Genomic DNA, 21091 nt, shown 5'->3' with positions numbered 1-21091 from the left:
GAGCGTGGCAATCTCATAAAGCAGGGCTCCTGAGATTGCGTACGTACAAAACTTACAGTTTTTCCGTAGCTTATGACGAAGAATCTATCCATGCAGCAAAACCGAGAATGACATTATCCTCTCTACTTATCTTCTTGTTTAACTTTCTCTTTTGTTTCCAGCTTCTTATTAATAATCAACCCTGTAATTACATCATAAGCACGAGCAAATTGATAATCTTTTTTGTATAATTCCGATAATTCATTCTCTTCTTGTTTATTATTTTTGGCTTTTGTTTCTTTTTTGCTATCTTTGTTTTTAGATGAATTATCTTTATTTTTTTCATTATCATTCTTCAAATAATTTTTTAAAGAACTCTCAGAAAAACGCTTATCTATTTTTTTCACTTCTGGATACTCAACTTTCGCCGGCTCAATTAAAATATCAGGCTCTATTCCTTCTGCTTGAATAGAACGACCGCTTGGGGTGTAATATTTAGATATAGTCAGTTTTAAGGCAGCCCTAGAATTGATTTGCATTAAAGCCTGAACTGATCCTTTACCGAAAGACTTAGTGCCAAGTATTATTGCTCTTTTATGATCTTGCAAAGCTCCGGCAACTATTTCCGAGGCAGAGGCAGAATTACCATTTATTAAAACTATCATAGGTACTTTGGGAGCTTTTAACGAAAACTCATTTGCTTTAGTTTCGCTATTACTTGATATAGTTCTACCTTTTGTTGTTACAATTACACCGGAATCAATAAAATAATCACTAACGGCAATAGCTTGATCGAGTATACCTCCGGCATTATTACGTAAATCTAGAATTATACCTTTAAGGTCATCTTTACTTTCAGTTTTTAACTTCTTTACTGCTGCCTTCAGCTCAGAAATTGTTGACTCATTAAAAGTAGTTATACGTATATATGCAATATTATTTTTTTCTAAATGTGCTTTTATCGGCTTGATTTTTACTATTTCGCGAGTAAGCTCTAGCTCTTGCGGTTTTGCCTCTTCTTCCCCAATTATCAACAATTTAACCTTAGTACCAGGCATACCACGCATCTCTTTTATAGCTTTATTAGGACCAAGCGTAGAGACTAACTCGTCATTCACGCCTACTATATAATCCCCGCCTTTAAGCCCTGCTTTGAAAGCCGGCAAATCGTCAATAGGCGATATTATCTTAATTGCTCCGCTATCATACATTATTTCAACACCGATTCCGCCGAATTCACCTTTTGTAAAAGTAAAAATATCTTCTAAATCCTCATCGGTATAATAGCTTGAATGAGGATCAAGCGAGTTTAACATACCGTTAATTGCTTCATCTATCATTTTTTGCCTATCGGGTACTTGTACGTAATCCTTTTCAATACGTTCAAATACGTCTTGAAATTGCTTATAAGCTTCCTGATTTGATATTTTATTTTCAGTTTCTTTTTCTCCTTCTGCAAATGCACAAATAGAATTTATAATAAAAAATAGTGTTATAATTAAACGTAATAACATAATACTCCAAATATGTGTGTTTTTAAGCAAAGCGTCATTGCGAGAAAAATTACGAAATAATTTGACGAAGCAATCTCAGGATATTTGACGAGATTGCCGCGTCGCCTACGGCTCCTCGCAATGACGATTAAATATCCAGTTCACTAATAATTTTATCCATTTTAACTAAAGCCTGTTCATAAATAAATTGAAATCTTTTTTCCGGCTTTTTACCCATTAAATCATCTACTATTTTATCGACATTTTGAAAATCTTCTAAAGTTACCTTTAAAAGCGATCTTTTTTCCGGATGCATAGTAGTTTCCTTTAATTGTGCAGGCATCATTTCACCGAGACCTTTAAACCTACCTACTTCAATTTTAGCTTTACTAGCTTTTGATAATTTATCCGTTAACTTAGCTTTTTCCTCTTCATCGCCTGCATAATAAGTTTTATTAGACTGCGTTAAACGATAAAGCGGAGGCTTAGCTAGATATAAATGCCCCTCTTCTACCAATTTCGGCATTCGTAAAAAAAAGAAAGTCATTAATAGCGAAGCTATATGAGCACCGTCAACATCTGCATCAGTCATAATAATTATTTTTTCGTAACGCAGATTTTCTTTTTTATAATTCTTTAAACTACCGCAGGCAAGAGCTATTTCTAAATCTTGTATCGCTTGATTATTAACAATTTTTTCAAGCGTAGAACTCGCAACATTTAGAACTTTACCCCATAGCGGTAATACTGCTTGCGTTTCTCTATTACGTGCTTGTTTTGCAGAGCCTCCTGCCGAATCACCTTCTACAATAAATAATTCCGTCCCTTCAGGTGAAGTTCGTGTGCAATCGGCAAGTTTACCAGGTAAACGTAATTTTTGAGTGGCATTTTTACGGGAAATATTTTTTTCGTTTTTCTTACTTATTCTAAATTCGGCAATGCTAATTACATGCTCAAGTAAATTAGTAGCTAAAGCTTTATCGCTACTAAGAAAATGGTCAAAATGATCTTTTATTATATTCTCGACCGGTTTACTTACACCGTTTGATACTAATTTTTCCTTAGTTTGTCCTTGAAAAGACGGCTCAGCTATAAAAATAGAAAGTACGACACTTGCGGTTTCTAAAATATCTTCAATAGTTAGATTAGCAGCTTTTTTATTCCCTATCATTTCACCGTATGCTTTAAGCCCACGTAAAATAGCTGACTTAAGTCCTTGCTCATGCGTTCCTCCTTGTGGAGTCGGAACGGTATTACAATATGATTGAATAAACGCCGAGCTATCGTTATTTTGCCAGCAGATTGCCCATTCAAGTTTTATCCCGTCCAGCGTAGACTCTATATTGCCTGAAAAAATTTCCGGAATAACTAAATTATCTAAAGTTATTTTTGAACTTAAATAATCTTTTAAACCGTTTGGGAAATTTATTAATGCCTTTTTAGGTATATCTGACGGTACTTCTACTTCGCATTCCCATTCTATAGTAACACCGCGATATAAATAAGCTTTTGACCTTGCAAGCTCATAAATCTTTTTAGGATTAAAATGTAATTTTCCACTAAAAATTTCCGGATCGGGAGTGAAATTTATTGATGTACCTCTTAGCCTTTTAGATGCTTCTTCACATATTAAATCAGTTAACTTTTCTCCTTTAGAATAACTTTGACTATATAATTTACCTTGTTTATAAACCTTTATTTCTAAATGTTTAGATAAAGCATTTACTACCGATATTCCAACACCATGCAATCCGCCTGCAGTATGATAAACATTATTTGAGAATTTACCTCCTGAATGAAGAGTAGTTAAAATTACTTCTAAAGCTGATTTATCAGGAAATTTAGGATGATTATCAATAGGGATACCGCGACCGTTATCAAATATAGTAATACTATGATCCTGATGCATTTTTATCGTGATGATACTTGCAAAGCCGGCGACTGCTTCGTCCATAGCATTATCCAGCACTTCAGATACTAAATGATGCATAGCATTTGAATCAGTGCCACCGATATACATCCCCGGTCTTTTACGAACAGGCTCAAGCCCCTCTAATACTTCAATATCTTTTGCACTGTAGTTATTATCGACTAGCTTATTTTTTTTTTCTTTGTTAAAGCTGAATAAATCATTCATATATGTAGGAGAGGAATTAATTGTTTTCTTTCCTAAATTAAACTATTTAACCTAGAAAAGCAATTAAGCTTTAAAGAAATTGTTTGAAAATTCTACGTCATTGCGAGGAAAAACTGTAAGTTTTGACGAAGTAATCTCAGGATTTTATACTATTTCATGAGATTGCCACGCTCCTTGCAGTCGCTCGCAATGACGATAAAAATAATCTTATTAGTACCCCTTAGCTTTGATTAACATGCAAGCTATGTTAGCGTTTCCTTGAGCTAATGCAATATCTAATGGATATTGGCACTCATCATTTAGAGTAGAAATTTTAATACCTCGTATGACCAAAAATTTTGCTAAATAGTAATTATCGTTATAAATAGCAGCAGTTAGTAATGTTTCACCTAATCTGCTCTTTTCTTGCAATATCGGATAAACATCAAGTAACGCACGCAGCCCAAAAAGATTGTTTCTATCAACTGCTCTAAAAGCATTATCTACTGCACTACAATAAGACAGATTGGCATAAATATCTTTCTTTTTATTTATATCATTATCATATTTAATAAAACTCTCTACAGCTTTTCTTCTTTCGGCACTTGCTATCCATTCTTCTTTCTTTTGGAACAGCTCTATATATGCATACATATCCATCTGCTCTAAAGTCGCTTGCTCTGTTAGTTTACCAAGAACTATATCATCATCAGGTAAAAGTAACATTTGCGTTTCATCTTTAACGAATTTTGTTGTCGATTCCGAGGTTTCATTATTCGCCTTATCATCCTGTTTTTGAATCGTGACATTTGGAGAGCTTATCGGCAGTGATTTCTCTTGATTATTTGTAGTTTGATTATTCTTAATTTGCTTCTCTAAAGGCTGAGATTGAGGTTGATTCGGCTTCACTACAACAACGGGGATAAGCGGAGTATTCCAATCTTGTTTTTTTGGGACATCTGAAACAGCAACAAATGTCTCCTGCGAGTTATTGATTTCCGCTGAAGAATCGGTTGTAGGAACTACTTTAGACGGAGTAGTAACGGGTGTATTTGGGCTAGCCGGTGTTATAGGCTGTGTAGATTGTTGATTTGTAGGCATTACCAGCGGTGCAGGCGCATTACTAGGTACTACCGGAGTTTCTGCAGGAGGTACTGTTGTCGGCATAGTACTTGGTGTAATATCTTGGGTTACCGGCGGGCTAACCACAGGCGGAGAAACAGCAGGCATATTAGGTATAGACGGCGGTGCTATCGGTGCTACGCTTTCTTCCTCTTTATTAGCATCAGGAGGTGGATTAAGCGGAATAGGCTTATGCACGGGCGGCAAATTGGTCGGTTTATATATTTGCACCGGTCGCTGCGGAGGCACTACATAACTTCCTGCTTGAGCCGGAGGCATAAATACTATCGGTCTCGGTACGTTAGGAGTTATAATATTAGAAGCTAAATTTGTATCTTTATGCTCATTAGAATCAACTTCTTCTTCATGCATTTCATTACTTGTAGCACTAGGTAACTTTGCACTACCAATATCTATAAAAGGTTCAGATATTTCCGATTCATTAGGTTCTTGTTGTGTAACTTGTTTATCCGGTGTGTTATCATGAGAAGCTAAATTTACACTACTTTCATGTTCATTACTTGCGGTGGCACTAGGCAATGCTGTATTACCAACATCTATAAACGGCTCAGCTTGTTCATTTTCATTAGACTCTTGGGAAGCTAGCTTTGGTTCTTCTTTATGGGCTGCTTTAGTTTGTTCATTTGCCTGTTTAGGGGGTATATTTTTCTTTTTTGATTTACTAAAAAATTGCTTAAATTTATCAAAAAAAGAAATATCGGAATTAGAGCTAACATCCTTATCTTTAGTATCTACTTCGGCAGCCGGTAATGATGGCGGTAAGGACGGAGGTGAAGCATAACTTTGCACTGCAACCAATAACAGATTAATAAAAAATAATATCTTACATAATTTATTTAACATATAATTCCTTATTAAATAATTATCCTAAAACGTCATTGCGAGCGACTGTAGGCATTGTTGCTATGTCATTCCCGCGAAAGCGGGAATCCAGAATAAACAAGACTAACCTAGCACAAAATTACAAGCTTTGATGAAATAAAAATACAAAAAACATATTTTTTGTATTTTTTTACTGGATTTCCGCTTTCGCAGGAATGACATAAAGAGCCGTACAATGACATTTACTCCTCTACCTCTTACTATTCTGCACCAATTTTTTTATTTCAATCTCTACTAACTCTTTAACAAGTAAAGGTAGATTTTTATCAAGCCAAGCTTTAAGTTCCGGTTTTAACATCTCAACAACTAATTCTTCCAGTGCATTTTTAGATGAGATATTATTATCCAGCTTTTTATCTTCAATAGTATCGGTAAAACTTTTAAAAATATCACCTACCTCTTCAGCAGATTTAGTTGATATTAACTTTTCTTCTTCATCTTGATTTACTATTTCCGTTAGCTCTAATATATCTTCATCTTCACTATCATTTTCGTGAATAGGATTTTTACGTTCGTTAATTACTCCTTTAATCGATTTTAATATGTCTTCTATCGACATATCTTGTTTTTTTTTATTTTCCTTACTCACGTTAGAAACCTATAAACATTTTCTTTTTAATAGTCTTAAACTCTTCTTCAGGACTAAAATATTTTACTTTAAGTTTTAAACTTTGAGCCGTTAGCTCGCCGGTTAACAATTTCATTTGATATGCTGCAAGTACTGAAGATTTATACGCATCCACACGAGTTATTTTTGCTTCATATAATTTTTCTTCGGCAGTTAAAACATCTAATATTGTTTTAGACCCTACTATTTCTTCTTGTACAGTACCGTCATATGATATTTGAGCAGCATCTACTCCTTGATTAGCTGCAACAATACGAGATTTTGCTGCTTCAAATCCCTCCCATACGCTTACAACCCCTACTTGGGTCTGCTTTATCGTACTATCAAGTTGAACTGCACTATTTCTTGTTTGATTTTTAGCCGATCTGATTCTTGAATATTGAGCTCCTCCCTCAGGATAAATAGGAATATTTACCGAAAGAGTAGTAGTATAGCTTCTATTATTTATAGCATTTACATTTCTAGCATTTATATCATCTTGTGGATTGTAGTGCGTTCTACCGGATTGCAGTTGCACGCTTACTTGCGGTAATAATTTCCCTTTTTCTGCCATTTCTAAGGCTTTAGCCGAAGTTACATTATGCCTTGCCGAATCAATATCAGGATTGAGCTTAGCAGCTCTTTTTGTTAACTCATCTAATGAAGCAGGTAACATTTTAGGTAACTCAGGCATAGTTATATTAGTCGGCTCTATTCCAAATACTCTAATAAAATTTGCTTTTTTTCCTTGAAAATCGGCATAGGCAGCTAGTTTATTCGTTTCTGCCGCTGCAAGTCCTGCTCTTGCGGTTGCTATATCTATTTCCGTTGCTTCTCCAAGTCTTAATTTCTCCTCAACGGTGTTAACTTGTTGTATGTTAGTGCGAACCCTACTTTCGGAAATATCATATTTCTCTTTGCTCTCAAAACAATCAAGATACGCAGTTATTAAATTTAATAATATTTTTTGTTCACCGGCATAATATGCACCCCGTGCGGCTCTAAATCCTGCTTGAGCAGCTTTAAGAGCCGCAACGCTAGAACCACCATTAAATAGAGACTGTTGAATTGTTAATGTACCTTGATCACTATCTGTTTCCCTTGGAGTAAGACCAAGCCTATCTGCATATTTTTTATTATATTTGGTTTTACTATTACTTCTTTCAATCTTCATTCCAGCACTAGGCATAAACCCCGAAAAAGCTCGTGGAAACTGCTCAATCGAGTCTAAAAACTTAATTCTAGCAGCTTTCAGCTCCTCATTATTCTTATACCCTTCAGTTAAAGCTTCCTGCAAATCAACAGCGGCAACCGAACTAGTTAGCAATAATGTAACAATAAATGTAGTTAATTTACGCATAAATTTTTTGAATAATTGATAATATGTTAGTTAGATTAGTTTAATCTTTCAAGAATATACCTAATAAAACAATATAATATCTATTGTAGCAATGTTAGCACGTAATATAACAAAAATTAATCTCAAGGGCAATGATAACTATTTTACATTTTATTTTACGGTTATAAAGCTTTAAGATTAATTAATATTTGATAACAAAATAATAAATTTTATGTCTATAATTGATTTTTCTAGTTTCAGCGGATTAAACAAAGAACAACAAGAAGAACTACAAAGACTTTTAATAAAATTAAAAGGTTTTACAAAATCTTTGAAAATGAATGTAAAAGATTTAGAAGATCATTTATTTTATATTATACAAAATTCTTTAAATGAATTATCTCACACTGAAAATATCGATTTAGAGAAAATAGAAAAACTTTTTAATAGGACAATCCAAGAATCTCTAACTACTTTATCTGAAGCACTTGAGAAAGCATATCAAGAACAGCTAAAAACAAAAGATATCTTTTTATTTGACGGGGTTATTGTAGAAAAATGTTTAAACGTTTTAGAACAAGTTTTAAAATTTCAGCAAGAATTAGATAAACTCTATCCTGGAACTTCTAAAAAAATTATAGAATCATTAGAAAATATATTAGTCGGGGTTATATCCACTCAAATACCGATGCTTGGAATATTTATACAAACAAGCGGAATACTTGAAAAAGTAAATAATTTTATTGACTCTGAAAAATTATTGCCCAAAATAACAAAATTGCATAACGATATAAAAGAAATAAGAGAAGAGACTAAATCTAATGAGAAGCTTGAAAACATCTATGAAAAAGCCAAAAAAGTTGCCGCAATTTCAGAAATATCAAAAGAACCGCCTCGAAAAATTATTGAAATAGCAAATAAAAACCCTAATAATCAAGCTTCACTAGAGAATGTTGCAAAAGCTGCTAAAGCTATACCAAAAAGCAAAGATGAAGTAGAAGAAAAAATAGCAGAACTAAAAAGTAATATTGAAAGTGCAATTCCACAAGATATAAATATTGACAAATTAAACTCTGTAAAGAATACTATTTCGGGTAATCTAAATGAAGCTAAAACAGAATTATTAAAAGTATTAAATCCGGAAGCTTCTTTTGGCGAAAAGATAGAATCCTTATGTAAAGCAACAGAAAAAGCTACGGAAATTGCAAGCGACATAAAAAAAATAGTAGGAGTAATACCAGGAAGTAAAGAACTCGGAAATGTTATAAGTCTAACAATAAAAACTAACTTATTACCGCCTCCGGTCTTAGCAGTTGCAAAGCTAGCTCCTGATATAGCTAACTTAGTTAATATAGGTAAAGCAGTGGTTACGATGCTTTCTAAAACACAAAACTTAACTCAACAACAAGGAAGAGCAAAATAGTGTCTAATTCTAATACTCATATTTTAATTGCCGTAGGTTGCTTAGCATTATTATTAATATTTTTAATGTATAAGAAAATAGCAGCACGTAAAAAAAATATATTACCTGCTGAAGGAGGTAATATTGACGATTCACCAAATGTTGCCCTTAATAGTCAAAAACCGGAAAATAAAAAGCTGACATTACAAGAAAGAATAGAATTATCTTGGAAATTCCTTTATGACATCACGGAAGTTATTTTAAATAAATTCTCTAAAGAAGATGTTATTCAAGTGAATAAATGCGGTCAAGTTTTATTTGAAAACGGCGTTAGATATGAACATGTAGTCGATCTTGCAATCCCTCAAGTCAAATCTCATACTCAAGCAGTTGAACAAGAACAATCTAAAGATAAAAAAGCCTTAGGGGTGTAACTCTTTTCTTTGAAAAGTAGTATTTTATACTTCTTTTTAAAGTAGGTTTAAAATCAATACTAATATTTTTAGGAATAAACTCCGATTAAGTTAGATTATAAAAGGCAGCATTCTTAACTAAATAGGTAAATTTTATTTAAACTATGTCTAGCTATATATCTTGTTACTATATCGTTTAATAAAAGTAAGCAATTCTTACTAAAGGATTATGGGAAGGCTTGGCATTTACTTTGTAGTTTTATCGGTTCTTTATATCAAAACGGTAATATATTAAATAATGGAGAATTTTTTAGTCCTACAAAAAATAAATTGGTTTTTTATGCAGTAATTCCTAATAAAGATGCTTTGCATGCTTCACATTTTAGCTATCATGCATTGAAAGATAAAGATGAATTAGAGCAATTGGGCGTAATAATTAGTTATAAAATAACAGCAGACTATGTTAGTGAAACCCCTATTGATATTGAAGAAAATATTGAAAATGCAAAATTTCTCTATTTATCCTATTTCCTGGTCAAAAGCTTATGAAGAGCAGCTTGTATTACGTACAGATGAAGGGAAATATCTACATATAATAAATGATAAAGACCGATATCTCGGAGGAACAATTACTTTTTGGAGAGAGGACTATGCTGCGCTCGCAGATTATGGCTTTCAAGCTATAAAAAATTAGAACCGTTAATGGAAAGACAATTAGCAGAATTAGACAGTGATATTTCTATAAAGGAAGCAAAATTAGTAAGCGAATACAAAAATGTTTAAAAAAGAAAGTTTTTTATCCTATAGCAGAACCGGTATCAGGAAACTCATATGCACGTTCTAATTATTCAAATTGTCCATCTTGTGAAAAAGATTGGCAATTAAAAACAACATTTCATGGAATATTTGATTATAAATGTAATAAATGCCTTTTATTAGGTTATGAACTTCATAGTTAGTTTTGTTTCCTAAAATTAGTATATAGCTAGACCATAGTAAATAGGTACAGTTAAATTGTAAAACTCTACACGGGCTGTTGAAAAAGTTATAAAAAGAAGTAGAAAAGAGTTAATCTAAGGAATAAGCTGTATTTTTATGCTTAAATGAAGGTGTAAAGATGCAGGGTTATAAGCTTGATCAAAGTGTGAGATGTAATAGCCTTAGCTTAAGGCACATGATACCTAATGATCATTTATTAGTGAGGATTCATGAAGCTAAAGAATTAGAGTTTTCTTTTATCTATGAAATAACTAAGAATCGTTATTGTGCTAATTACGGACGTCCATCAATTGATCCTGTATTATTTTTTAGGATGCAAATAATAAGTTACTTATATGGTATAAAGTCAAATAGACGATTATGTAAAGAAATTCAGTTAAATATAGCATATAGGTGGTTTTGTGGTTTAAGTTTAGAGGATAAAGTACCGGATCATTCATCATTAAGTAGGATAAGAGATAGATTTGGGGTAGAACTATTTCAAGAAATATTTATAAGCTTGATTAAGCAATGGTATGAACTAGATATTATAAAAGGAGAAACAATTATTTCAGATGCCTCTTTAGTTGAATCTAATGCCTCTATGAATAGCCTAATATTAAGAAAAGATCAAGGTGATTCACAAAAGAGAGAATTAAAAAAATATGAACGTCGTTATCATGATTTCCGAGAAGGGAAAAAAGTAAGGAAAATATCTAATCAAACTCATGTCAGTAGGACAGATCCTGATTGTAGTCTTGTATCAAGAACTAATGGTTATAAAAAGCTATGTTATAAGACCCACTACTCAATTGATTCAGATTCACGTATTATAATAGATTGTTATGTAAGTACAGGATCACAACATGAGTGTATTGTACTTCCAAGTAGAGTTTGGAATATATTAAATAATTTTTCTTTTAGAGTAAAAGAATGGATAGCAGACAAAGGTTATGGTAGAGGTCCAACCTATGGATATTTTAAATTACTTGGAATTACAACTTATATACCTTTACATGTAGATAATCTTGGTGAAGGAAAAATAAGTAGGGGGGAATTTCAATATGATAGAGAACAGGATAGATATAAGTGTCCACAGGGACATTATCTTTATCCGTATGATAAATTAGATAAAAAACAAATAAAACGTTATCGTATTACAGGAGGGCATTGTAAAAATTGCTCTCTAAAATCAGGTTGTATTTCTGATAATTATAGTAATAGAGGACGATTTATTTATCGTAATCCTTATCAGGATGAAATAGATGAGGTAAAGGTCAGACAGAATAGAATTGATTTTAAGAAAAAACTAATTGAGAGAAAGTGGAAAATAGAAGGTCTATTTGGTGAAGCTAAGGAGAATCATGGTTTACGAGGAGCAAAATTTAGAAGTGTACAGAAAACACAGATTCAAATACTGATGATTGCGATAGTACAAAATTTTAAACGGATACTTAAAATTATTTTTTGGTTTTTTTATCTACTACTATTAAAGATAAAAAAATATTAAAGTATTTGCAACCTTGTTGATTTTTTCAACAGCCCGTACACTTGATCTGACAGGTAGAGATTGATTAAGCAGCAAAAGTGCTGTCAGATAAGTAAGAATTAATAGACTTATCTTGAGCAATTTTAATGCTATCCTTGAAAGTTTGCATAGGAGTTTTTCCATAACAGAACTTTCCAGAATGCGGTCTAGTATTGTTATATTTGTTTAAATATTGATCTAAGTCAATCTGTAAATCCTCTAATGAGCTATAAATCTTTTTACGGAAAGCTATATCATAAAATTCATCTTTTAAAGTTCTATGTAATCTTTCGCATATTCCATTAGTTTGAGGAGAACGTGCCTTAGTTTTAGTATGATCAATATTTTCTATAGCCAAATATAACTCAAAAGCATGATGTTCTACCTTACCACAATATTCCGTTCCTCTATCTGTAAGGATTCTCAGTAGTGGTACATCATGATTATTAAAGAAAGGTATTACCTTATCATTTAAAATATCAGCGGATGTTATTGCAGATTTATCAGTATAGAGTTTGCAAATAGCCACTCTAGAATAAGTGTCAATAAAGGTTTGTTGGTATATTCTACCTACTCCTTTCATATTACCGACATAATAGGTGTCTTGTGCACCAAGATAACCGGGATGCTGAGTATCAATTTCTCCATGAGCCTCTTTAATTTGTTTTGCTTTTTCTAAAGCAGATATCTGCTCTTCTGTCAGTAAGATACCGTCCTGTGCAGATTTAGCTTCTAAAGCTTTGAGTCGTTTCTTTAGAGTTTCAAGATCGTTGCGTAGCCAGATAGAACGTACACCACTGGATGACACTATAATACCTTGCTTTATTAGTGCTTGGCTCGCACGAAGCTGACCAAGAGCAGGATTCTCTATAGCAAGATTTATTACTGCTTGTTCTATATGTTCTGATACACGATTCTTTACTATAGGTTTCTTACGACTCATATCCACAAGAGCCGCTTCTCCGCCCATCTCATATAGTTCCTTGAAACGGTAAAAGCTATCTCTTGAATAGCCCATTACTTTACACGCAGTACTAACACTACCTAGTTGTTTTGCAAGTTCTAATAATCCTAATTTAGGTTTGATTATTTTTTGATCATAATTTGACATATTGTTCCTATTAATTGAGTTTTATATTTAGTTCGTGGATATGATAGATAACTCCTTAGTTATCTACATACCCACAAACTCGTCTAATTTCAATCTTAATATGTCAGATCAAATCTGAAGGTTTACAATTTAAGTATAGATAAAGTATAGCTAGACCATAGTAAATAGGTACAGTTAAATAAACTTTAGTACGTGTTCTACAGCCATACTGATATCTTTGAATTGCCCCGTAACTTTTCTTATTTCGTTCTTAATCTTAAACCAATAATGTTCTATAGGATTTAAGTCTGGGCTATATGTAGGTAAGAATAAAATTCTGCACCCAACCGACTCGATTAATTCTCTTATTATATTATTCTTATGGAAGTTGATATTATCCATAATTACTGTTTGTCCAGGATGTAATTCTTTAGTTAATATAGTCTCTACATAGGTTGTAAATATTTCTTTATTACAATTTCCTTCAAATATTACTGGCGCTATAATTTGATTATTACGAAGCCCCGCTATCATACTGATCCTGGATTTATGTTGATACACTTTGTTTCCATAACATCTAGTACCTTTTATACTCCATCCATATTCTCTACAAGCATTATCTTCTATTCCTGACTCATCAATGAATACTAGAGTTTCTTTAGAAATTTGCTGTATCTTTTCTATAAATTCATTCCTTAAACCAATATCCCTTCTGGGATGAAGATGACTTTTTTTTATAAGTGTACCCTAGTAGTTTTCTATAGTAATTTATTCTAGTTCTTTGTAATCTATTACCTAGTATAATACTTAATTCTTTAGCTGTTTTATCATGATTATTGATAATTAATTCTTCAAATTCTTTGAGATTTATTTTTGCATTATAACCCTTTGCTGGACCATAAGGTTTTGCTTTTATATCTCCTGTTTCCCATTTAAGAGTTTTCCATCTATATATAGTGTTACGACCTATATTGAATATTTTACATGCTTTAACAATTGAGAGCCCATCATCTAGAGCTTTGAATAGTTTCATTCTTAAATCGTAACTGTAACTGCTTGCCATAATTTATTTATTATCATTTATAACATATATATTAGCATAGTATGTACCTATTTACTATGGTCTAGCTATACCTTGCATATACGCCGGTTTAAAATAAGGCTCAAACAAATCCGTTAACTTGATGCTCCCAAAGCTCCTTAAACTTACCCTTTTCCTTACGAACGAGTTCCGTAAAAGTGCCGTCTTCTATGATCTTGCCTTTATCCATAACAATAATTCTATCCATATGCTTGATAGTAGATAATCTGTGGGCTATAGCAATTATAGTTACATTCTCAATATCAAGCATGGTATTAATAGATTTTTGCACTTCTTGCTCGGTATGGCTATCAAGGCTTGAAGTTGCTTCATCTAAAACCAAAATCGGAGCGTTTTTAAGAATAGCACGAGCAATTGCTATACGTTGCCTCTGTCCGCCACTTAGCTTTACTCCTCTCTCACCGACAATGGTGTTATATTTTTCCGGTAAACTCTCGATAAATTCATGGATATTTGCAGCTTTGGCAGCATTTTTTATTTCCTTAGATGAAAAAGCATAATATCTTGAGGAATTAATGATATCTGCTCCCACAGGCTGTCAGAGGAAGTATCGTAAAGGCTTTGGTTATCGATTATAATATCGCCGGTTTTTCAGCTTTAAAATTTTTCAACAATAATGCAATCAAAGTAGATTTACCACTACCTGAATGCCCTACAATACCTACCTTCTCACCAGCCTTAATATGCAAATTAAGATTGCTAAATACACTACTACCCTCTTTGTATGCAAAAAATATATCCTTAAATATAATCTCGCCTTTAGAGATTTTTAATTCAGCAGCATTTTCTTTATCTATAGTATCTTGCGGGGTTTGCATGATTGTAAAGGCGGAGCGAAACGCTGCTACATCTTCTAAAAAGTCTTTAACTCTCATAGTAGCATGCCAAGAATTTTCAGCAAATAAAAAAGTTAGTGACATAATAAAAGCGATATCACCGATACCGATCTCACCAAGATTACGCAAGTAAATTACGTATAGCTAGACCATAGTAAATAGGTACATACTATGCTAATATATATGTTATAAATAATAATAAATAAATTATGGCAAGCAGTTACAGTTACGATTTAAGAATGAAACTATTCAAAGCTCTAGATGATGGGCTCTCAATTGTTAAAGCATGTAAAATATTCAATATAGGTCGTAACACTATATATAGATGGAAAACTCTTAAATGGGAAACAGGAGATATAAAAGCAAAACCTTATGGTCCAGCAAAGGGTTATAATGCAAAAATAAATCTCAAAGAATTTGAAGAATTAATTATCAATAATCATGATAAAACAGCTAAAGAATTAAGTATTATACTAGGTAATAGATTACAAAGAACTAGAATAAATTACTATAGAAAACTACTAGGGTACACTTATAAAAAAAAGTCATCTTCATCCCAGAAGGGATATTGGTTTAAGGAATGAATTTATAGAAAAGATACAGCAAATTTCTAAAGAAACTCTAGTATTCATTGATGAGTCAGGAATAGAAGATAATGCTTGTAGAGAATATGGATGGAGTATAAAAGGTACTAGATGTTATGGAAACAAAGTGTATCAACATAAATCCAGGATCAGTATGATAGCGGGGCTTCGTAATAATCAAATTATAGCGCCAGTAATATTTGAAGGAAATTGTAATAAAGAAATATTTACAACCTATGTAGAGACTATATTAACTAAAGAATTACATCCTGGACAAACAGTAATTATGGATAATATCAACTTCCATAAGAATAATATAATAAGAGAATTAATCGAGTCGGTTGGGTGCAGAATTTTATTCTTACCTACATATAGCCCAGACTTAAATCCTATAGAACATTATTGGTTTAAGATTAAGAACGAAATAAGAAAAGTTACGGGGCAATTCAAGATATCAGTATGGCTGTAGAACACGTACTAAAATTTATTTAACTGTACCTATTTACTATGGTCTAGCTATATACAAATACTCCTATCAAATATACCCAATATACTAAGTTCAATATTATAGAGATAATGAGATCATATTTATAATATCTAGTTGTTAAAATATTATGCACATTATGATAATAATCTTTTATTTTATTTAATTCTCTCTGTTTTGCCGCAAATGAAAAAATGGTAAAAATATTTGTAATACAATCAGCTACGATACCAAATAAATTATACCAAGAATCTTGCTTATCCTGCTCCATTTTTGCAAGTTTGATAAAAAACCGTAATGCAAGCGGTAAATAAACAGCAATAAAACCAACAATAAAATAAATATTTTAATATTAATATGGGCAAGAGTAACACCGGGAAATAATGTAATAAGTAGAGTTTGGCTTAATTTGTACTCAATTGCTTGGTGCATTTTATAATAATTATCACCTATGCCCCGTACTCTTCCGACTATAGAACCAGAAAAGTTATTTTGAAAATAAGTATACGGCAAATTAAAACAGTGATTACATATTTTATTCATCATATCTTGAAAGATATAAGGCATGGCTTTAAGCTGTGCAAAATTGTGAGCACGCCAAACTCTACATCAAGTATTGCTTGTGCCATTACAAACCATATTATTGGTTTATAACCTTGTAATCTTTTCGTTTTGGGTAAACAAATCAAGCAAAAGCTTTACGGCATAATTATATAGAATAGGATGAAAAACGCTCGCAAACGGTGCAATCATCATAACAAGATAGCAATTTATACGGCTTTATAACCGACCATAAAAAAGAAACAGGATGAGTTTTGATTTTCATAAGTTGAGAAATATTGGACAAATTTAGAGAACTTTTGTGGTATGCATTCCTACATAGGCAGAAATTTAGCTCTTTCCGGTGTCATACCGTGGTCAAGCCACAGTATGACAACACCGAACATGCCTTATGATTTATACAACAATGCCGCTTTAGTTAGAAATGACATCAAAAAAGCTATACGAGATATTATAGATACCTACTATTCTCTTCCTTAACTAGAGCTATTAACTGCTCAATCGATAATACTTCCTGCTCGGTAGTTCCGAGTCTTCTTATCGTTACTTGTTTATTTTCTTTTTCCTGCTTACCGATTACGGCAATCATCGGTATTTTTTGATTAGAAAACTCACGAATCTTATAGTTAATTTTATCAGGTGAGATATTAATATCCGTTCTTACGCCATTATCAATTAAAGCTTTTTGTACTTCTAAAGCATAATCGTTTAAATCACTGGTAATGGTCGCCACAGCGACCTGTATAGGAGCAATCCAAAGCGGGAAACGTCCCGCATATTCTTCGATCAATATACCGATAAAACGCTCAAGCGAACCAAGGATTGCTCTATGCAGCATTACAGGTCTTTTTTTCTCACCGCTTGCTGCGATATAGCTAGCATCGAGTCGCTCCGGCAATACAAAATCCATCTGAAGCGTACCGCATTGCCACTGCCGTCCTATCACATCGGTTAAAACAAACTCAAGCTTTGGACCGTAAAATGCACCCTCACCTGGGTTTAGCGTATAAGTAAACCCTGCTTTTTCTACTGCTTCTTTTAAAGCATTCTCAGCCTTATCCCAAACTTCATCACTTCCTGCTCTGATTTCAGGACGATCAGAAAATTTTACCTTTATATCGGTAAAGCCGAAATCTTTATAAACTTCCGTCAGTAGCTTACAGAAACTAACCGTTTCATCGGTAATTTGTTCCTCGGCACAAAATATATGTGCATCATCTTGCACTAAGCTACGCACTCTCATTAAACCGTGCAATGCACCGGACGCCTCATTACGGTGACACAAACCAAACTCCGACATACGAAGCGGTAAATCACGATAGCTCTTGATACCTTGTTTGAAAATCTGCACGTGGCAAGGGCAATTCATCGGCTTTAAAGCTAATGTCTTGTCATCTGTTTCTAACGCGAACATATCATCACGAAATTTTTCCCAGTGTCCTGAAGCCTCCCAAAGGCTTTTATCCACCAAAACAGGAGTCTTAACTTCAATATAACCGTTTTTACGAATCTTTTTCCTAATATATTGCTCGATAATATTATATATACTCCAGCCCTTATCATGCCAGAATACCATTCCTTGAGCTTCTTCTTGGAAGTGGAATAAATCAAGCTCTCGCCCAAGCTTTCTATGATCACGCTTTTCGGCTTCTTCAAGCATAAAAAGGTAATTATCTAGTTGCTCTTTCGTAGCCCACGCCGTACCGTATATACGCTGCAACATCTCATTACAACTATCACCTCGCCAATAAGCTCCTGCAACTTTCATCAACTTAAAATGCTTAACAAACCCTGTAGAGGGGGCATGCGGACCTAGACATAAATCAATAAAATCACCTTGCCTGTATAAAGTAATTGGTTCACCTGCCGGAATTGAAGCAATAATTTCGGCTTTATAATGCTCTCCTATCGATTTAAAAAACTCTACGGCTTTATCCCTATCCCATAGCTCTCTTGTTACTTTCTCGTTCTTTTTTGAAAGTTCTTGCATTTTAGCTTCTATAACAGCTAAATCATCAGTGGTAAAAGGTTTATCACGAGCAAAATCGTAATAATAACCGTTTTCAATTGCAGGACCTATTGTTACTTGAGTTTCAGGGAATAGTTCCTTTACGGCTTCAGCAGTTAAATGTGCAGCATCGTGCCTTATTATCTCAAGACATTCAGGATCTTTTACGGTTAAAATACGAAGTTTGCAATCATTTTCAATTACGGTACTTAAATCTTTAAGCTCACCGTTTATTTCAGCAACCATTGCTTGTTTTGCAAGTGACATTGAAATCGCATTTGCTACTTCATATGCGGTAATGTTTTTTTCAAATTGTTTTATACTCCCGTCGGGAAAGGAAATATTAATCATTATTTTATAACTTATTTCTTTATCTTAAAATTTATAATCTAATACTATCACCGAATTTATCCCATCCTCAGTTAAAGGCATAATATCGTCAGAAGCTACTCTAATATGATCATGGTGTTTTAAATAACCTTCTCTATCTTCCTCACTTAAAAACTCCATAACAAAAGCATAGCTAAAACCCTTATTTAAATTTTCAGGGCTACAATTTTTGCCAAAACTAAAAGATTTAATTTGTGGAATAGTAGTATTTTTTAAATTTCCTAACTTTGCTAAAGCCTGCTCTATTTGCCTTTCTGAAGCAGTTATTGCAAATTTAAATAATACTATATGTTTGAGCATATCAATATAATTCTTAAGATTATTTTTTATTTTCAACTTTTCTTTCTTGATCTATCATAGCCATGGCATTCATAAATTCTAATACTCTTGCATCACTAAAGATCTGATCAATAGCTTTATCGTTAAAGGTTAGTCCGGCATCTTTACCTTTCACGTCAACTACTAAAGATTCACCGTCTTTCAATTCAGAATTTTTACTAAAAGCTTCTATTGCCCTAAAGCCGTATTGCTTTATTACTGAAGATTGTTTTCCTAGATTTAAAGCAAATTCCTTAGAATCTTCTATTTTATTAAGCACCGGTATAATAGCATTATTAGTATAATTCACTAAATTATTTATAACCGCACTCGGATCCGATAATTTTATTACGCTTTCTAGATTCATAGGATTCTCTAAATTAGGCACATCAATATCAATAGCAAAATTAAAATCATCCATTACAAGATTAGTTTTACCGAATAATTTTTTTTCTTCGGGATCAAACTCACCTTTTAAATTAAATTCGGAATTATTTATTTTTGCAAAAACACCCATTACTTTTTCCCCGTCTTCTTGAGTAATAGGGCTAGTTAGTTTAAAAATTTTATCTAACTCAGCTCTTTTGTTTAAACCATTACTAAAGTAACGTCCTAAAGCTTCAACTGCCGTTTTTTGGTATGTTTCAGAAGGTTCTATAGTAGATTTAATATTTAAAGCAAAATCAAAAATTTTATCTTTTTCTATATTTAATTTGTATAAATTACTTTCTATTTTTCCTTTTCTTTCAAAATCACAAGCAAATAAAAACGGCTTACCTTTTACTAATTCTCCTAATATCTGCATAAAAATAACAGCATGCATATTCTCATCTTGCTTTTGATCTAGAGAAAAGTTTTGAATCAATAATTTCCCAAGAGCTAATAGCTCATCACTATATTTAAGCTTTAATTGGCTATTATAAGTAATTGGCACATTTAACGCATCCAACTGTGCTATATCATATTCAAATGAGTTAAAATTAGCTTCCTCTCCTATTTTATCTCTTAAAAATTTAAAAACTTTATCAGATAAATTTTTACTATAGTTTTCAGAAGTAAAAGAAACGGTGCTTTTTCCATCCACAGTCAATAAATTAAGATTATCCGATGTTTTAGTATTAGTAATTACAGAATCACTAATATCACTCTCTGCTAATTTTTCTGCATCTAGAGAATTATAAAGAGTTGATTTATTGTCACTCAAGCTTAATTTCCAATAATCAGGCTCTCTATTAAACAAAGATTTTCTAAACCAAATTGTTGTATGATGATCAGGTGAGTAAAAAATATTTTTTTCATCTTGAGCGGTAGTAATTTTTACATTATTTCCGTAAGAATCAATTTTTGTAATATTCAAAAACGGTATATGCCTAATAACTATTTCATCAAAATAAAAATCTATAGGTTTTAACATTACTTTATTTAAAGTAACACTAAATCCATATTTATTAACTTTTATTGCATCATAAGTTATATATTCTTCATATTTATCAAAAATAGAGATAATATTCTCTTTACTTTGATGTTCAAATTTATAGGCAGCGTATCCCCACCCTACTAATATTAAAGCTAATAAGCTTATTATAATAAATCGTATTTTCATCTTTTCTACTGTAAAAAATTATTAAAAATCAAAAATGTTATTCCTGCGTAGATACCAAATCGTCATTGCGAGCAGGCGTAGACTGCGTGGCAATCTTTTGTTTGTTTGCTGAGATTGCTTCGTCGACATAAATGTCTTCTCGCAATGACGATGAAACCGAATCATGCAACAAAACCGGTATGACATCGGAGCGCTTTTCAAGTCCAAAATAGCATATATCGCTTAAAAAATATAT

Annotated in this window: 18 protein-coding genes and 1 pseudogene; 6 read left to right on the top strand and 13 right to left on the bottom strand. The window is 32.6% G+C overall.

The annotated features are described in order from the left end of the window. Positions 1-122: 122 nt before the first annotated feature. The 5 genes from REIP_RS04100 to REIP_RS04080 form a co-directional block, all read right to left on the bottom strand. Positions 123-1493, bottom strand: coding sequence for a S41 family peptidase (locus REIP_RS04100; protein ID WP_045803898.1), 1371 nt, complete (start codon positions 1491-1493; stop codon positions 123-125). 127 nt (positions 1494-1620) lie between these two features. Then, positions 1621-3609, bottom strand: a complete 1989-nt coding sequence (gene parE, locus REIP_RS04095; protein ID WP_045803897.1) for a DNA topoisomerase IV subunit B — start codon at positions 3607-3609, stop codon at positions 1621-1623. Positions 3610-3819: 210 nt separating this feature from the next. After that, the gene (locus REIP_RS04090) at positions 3820-5574 is read right to left on the bottom strand and encodes an ankyrin repeat domain-containing protein (protein WP_045803896.1); all 1755 of its coding nucleotides are present in this window, start codon (positions 5572-5574) and stop codon (positions 3820-3822) included. A gap of 229 nt (positions 5575-5803) precedes the next feature. Next, complete coding sequence (locus REIP_RS04085) at positions 5804-6202, bottom strand: DUF2497 domain-containing protein (protein ID WP_008580336.1); 399 nt, start codon at positions 6200-6202, stop codon at positions 5804-5806. A 1-nt stretch (position 6203) separates the two neighbouring features. Then, positions 6204-7580 carry a TolC family protein gene (locus tag REIP_RS04080; RefSeq protein ID WP_045803895.1) on the bottom strand — a complete coding sequence of 459 codons (1377 nt, stop codon included), beginning with the start codon at positions 7578-7580 and terminating at the stop codon, positions 6204-6206. A gap of 211 nt (positions 7581-7791) precedes the next feature. Here REIP_RS04080 and REIP_RS11655 point away from each other — a divergent pair, with 211 nt between their 5' ends. The 5 genes from REIP_RS11655 to REIP_RS04060 all read left to right on the top strand — a co-directional run bounded on the left by REIP_RS11655 (position 7792) and on the right by REIP_RS04060 (position 11862). Next, entirely contained in the window at positions 7792-8982 is a 1191-nt protein-coding gene (locus REIP_RS11655; RefSeq protein WP_045803894.1) for a hypothetical protein, read from the top strand. Continuing rightward, a complete protein-coding gene (locus REIP_RS04070; protein WP_023507626.1) occupies positions 8982-9395 on the top strand; it encodes a DUF2660 domain-containing protein in 414 nt (137 codons plus the stop codon). The genes REIP_RS11655 and REIP_RS04070 overlap by 1 nt, the downstream gene beginning before the upstream one ends. A 309-nt stretch (positions 9396-9704) precedes the next feature. Next, positions 9705-9923: a hypothetical protein gene (locus REIP_RS12415; RefSeq protein ID WP_082068236.1), complete on the top strand. Its 219-nt coding sequence runs from the start codon at positions 9705-9707 to the stop codon at positions 9921-9923. Between the two features lie 206 nt (positions 9924-10129). Then, positions 10130-10333 (top strand): DUF2310 family Zn-ribbon-containing protein, encoded by a 204-nt coding sequence (locus tag REIP_RS12410; protein ID WP_331385743.1) that lies wholly within the window; start codon positions 10130-10132, stop codon positions 10331-10333. Between the two features lie 215 nt (positions 10334-10548). Next, positions 10549-11862 (top strand): transposase, encoded by a 1314-nt coding sequence (locus REIP_RS04060; protein ID WP_172686766.1) that lies wholly within the window; start codon positions 10549-10551, stop codon positions 11860-11862. A 64-nt stretch (positions 11863-11926) separates the two neighbouring features. On the opposite strand, the gene REIP_RS04055 is transcribed toward REIP_RS04060, so the two are convergent. From REIP_RS04055 to REIP_RS13175, 4 genes are all read right to left on the bottom strand, one after another. Next, positions 11927-12991, bottom strand: a complete 1065-nt coding sequence (locus REIP_RS04055; protein WP_045803893.1) for an IS481 family transposase — start codon at positions 12989-12991, stop codon at positions 11927-11929. Between the two features lie 174 nt (positions 12992-13165). Then, positions 13166-14033, bottom strand: a protein-coding gene (locus tag REIP_RS09445; protein ID WP_156147374.1) for an IS630 family transposase whose coding sequence is annotated in 2 segments (ribosomal slippage) — positions 13166-13705 and positions 13707-14033 — 867 coding nt in all. Because the reading frame shifts where the segments join, the coding sequence is not laid out codon by codon here. A gap of 100 nt (positions 14034-14133) precedes the next feature. Continuing rightward, the gene (locus REIP_RS13180) at positions 14134-14604 is read right to left on the bottom strand and encodes an ATP-binding cassette domain-containing protein (protein WP_008580341.1); all 471 of its coding nucleotides are present in this window, start codon (positions 14602-14604) and stop codon (positions 14134-14136) included. A gap of 40 nt (positions 14605-14644) precedes the next feature. Beyond that, a complete protein-coding gene (locus tag REIP_RS13175; RefSeq protein WP_045803892.1) occupies positions 14645-15037 on the bottom strand; it encodes an ATP-binding cassette domain-containing protein in 393 nt (130 codons plus the stop codon). A gap of 80 nt (positions 15038-15117) precedes the next feature. Here REIP_RS13175 and REIP_RS09440 point away from each other — a divergent pair. Beyond that, positions 15118-15984: pseudogene (locus REIP_RS09440) on the top strand (IS630 family transposase). Between the two features lie 20 nt (positions 15985-16004). Here REIP_RS09440 and REIP_RS12400 read toward each other — a convergent pair. The 4 genes from REIP_RS12400 to REIP_RS04005 form a co-directional block, all read right to left on the bottom strand. Next, the gene (locus REIP_RS12400; protein WP_231569331.1) at positions 16005-16262 is read right to left on the bottom strand and encodes a hypothetical protein; all 258 of its coding nucleotides are present in this window, start codon (positions 16260-16262) and stop codon (positions 16005-16007) included. 726 nt (positions 16263-16988) lie between these two features. Continuing rightward, positions 16989-18896, bottom strand: a complete 1908-nt coding sequence (gene thrS, locus REIP_RS04015) for a threonine--tRNA ligase (RefSeq protein ID WP_045803889.1) — start codon at positions 18894-18896, stop codon at positions 16989-16991. Positions 18897-18920: 24 nt separating this feature from the next. After that, positions 18921-19235 (bottom strand): Dabb family protein, encoded by a 315-nt coding sequence (locus REIP_RS04010; RefSeq protein WP_045804309.1) that lies wholly within the window; start codon positions 19233-19235, stop codon positions 18921-18923. Positions 19236-19254: 19 nt separating this feature from the next. Continuing rightward, complete coding sequence (locus tag REIP_RS04005) at positions 19255-20856, bottom strand: hypothetical protein (RefSeq protein ID WP_045803888.1); 1602 nt, start codon at positions 20854-20856, stop codon at positions 19255-19257. Positions 20857-21091 lie beyond the last annotated feature (235 nt).

The sequence above is a fragment of the Rickettsia endosymbiont of Ixodes pacificus genome (assembly GCF_000965155.1).
Classification (GTDB): domain Bacteria; phylum Pseudomonadota; class Alphaproteobacteria; order Rickettsiales; family Rickettsiaceae; genus Rickettsia; species Rickettsia tamurae.
The sequence above is the reverse complement of the archived record's forward strand: the minus strand, read 5'-3'. Positions and strand labels throughout refer to the sequence as shown.

What these genes read in the sequence shown, in the direction of transcription:
- REIP_RS04100 (WP_045803898.1), bottom strand. Translation starts at nt 1,493, where the DNA reads ATGTTATTACGTTTAATTATAACACTATTTTTTATTATAAATTCTATT.
- parE (WP_045803897.1), bottom strand. Translation starts at nt 3,609, where the DNA reads ATGAATGATTTATTCAGCTTTAACAAAGAAAAAAAAAATAAGCTAGTC.
- REIP_RS04090 (WP_045803896.1), bottom strand. Translation starts at nt 5,574, where the DNA reads ATGTTAAATAAATTATGTAAGATATTATTTTTTATTAATCTGTTATTG.
- REIP_RS04080 (WP_045803895.1), bottom strand. Translation starts at nt 7,580, where the DNA reads ATGCGTAAATTAACTACATTTATTGTTACATTATTGCTAACTAGTTCG.
- REIP_RS11655 (WP_045803894.1), top strand. Translation starts at nt 7,792, where the DNA reads ATGTCTATAATTGATTTTTCTAGTTTCAGCGGATTAAACAAAGAACAA.
- REIP_RS04060 (WP_172686766.1), top strand. Translation starts at nt 10,549, where the DNA reads ATGATACCTAATGATCATTTATTAGTGAGGATTCATGAAGCTAAAGAA.
- REIP_RS04055 (WP_045803893.1), bottom strand. Translation starts at nt 12,991, where the DNA reads ATGTCAAATTATGATCAAAAAATAATCAAACCTAAATTAGGATTATTA.
- thrS (WP_045803889.1), bottom strand. Translation starts at nt 18,896, where the DNA reads ATGATTAATATTTCCTTTCCCGACGGGAGTATAAAACAATTTGAAAAA.
- REIP_RS04010 (WP_045804309.1), bottom strand. Translation starts at nt 19,235, where the DNA reads ATGCTCAAACATATAGTATTATTTAAATTTGCAATAACTGCTTCAGAA.
- REIP_RS04005 (WP_045803888.1), bottom strand. Translation starts at nt 20,856, where the DNA reads ATGAAAATACGATTTATTATAATAAGCTTATTAGCTTTAATATTAGTA.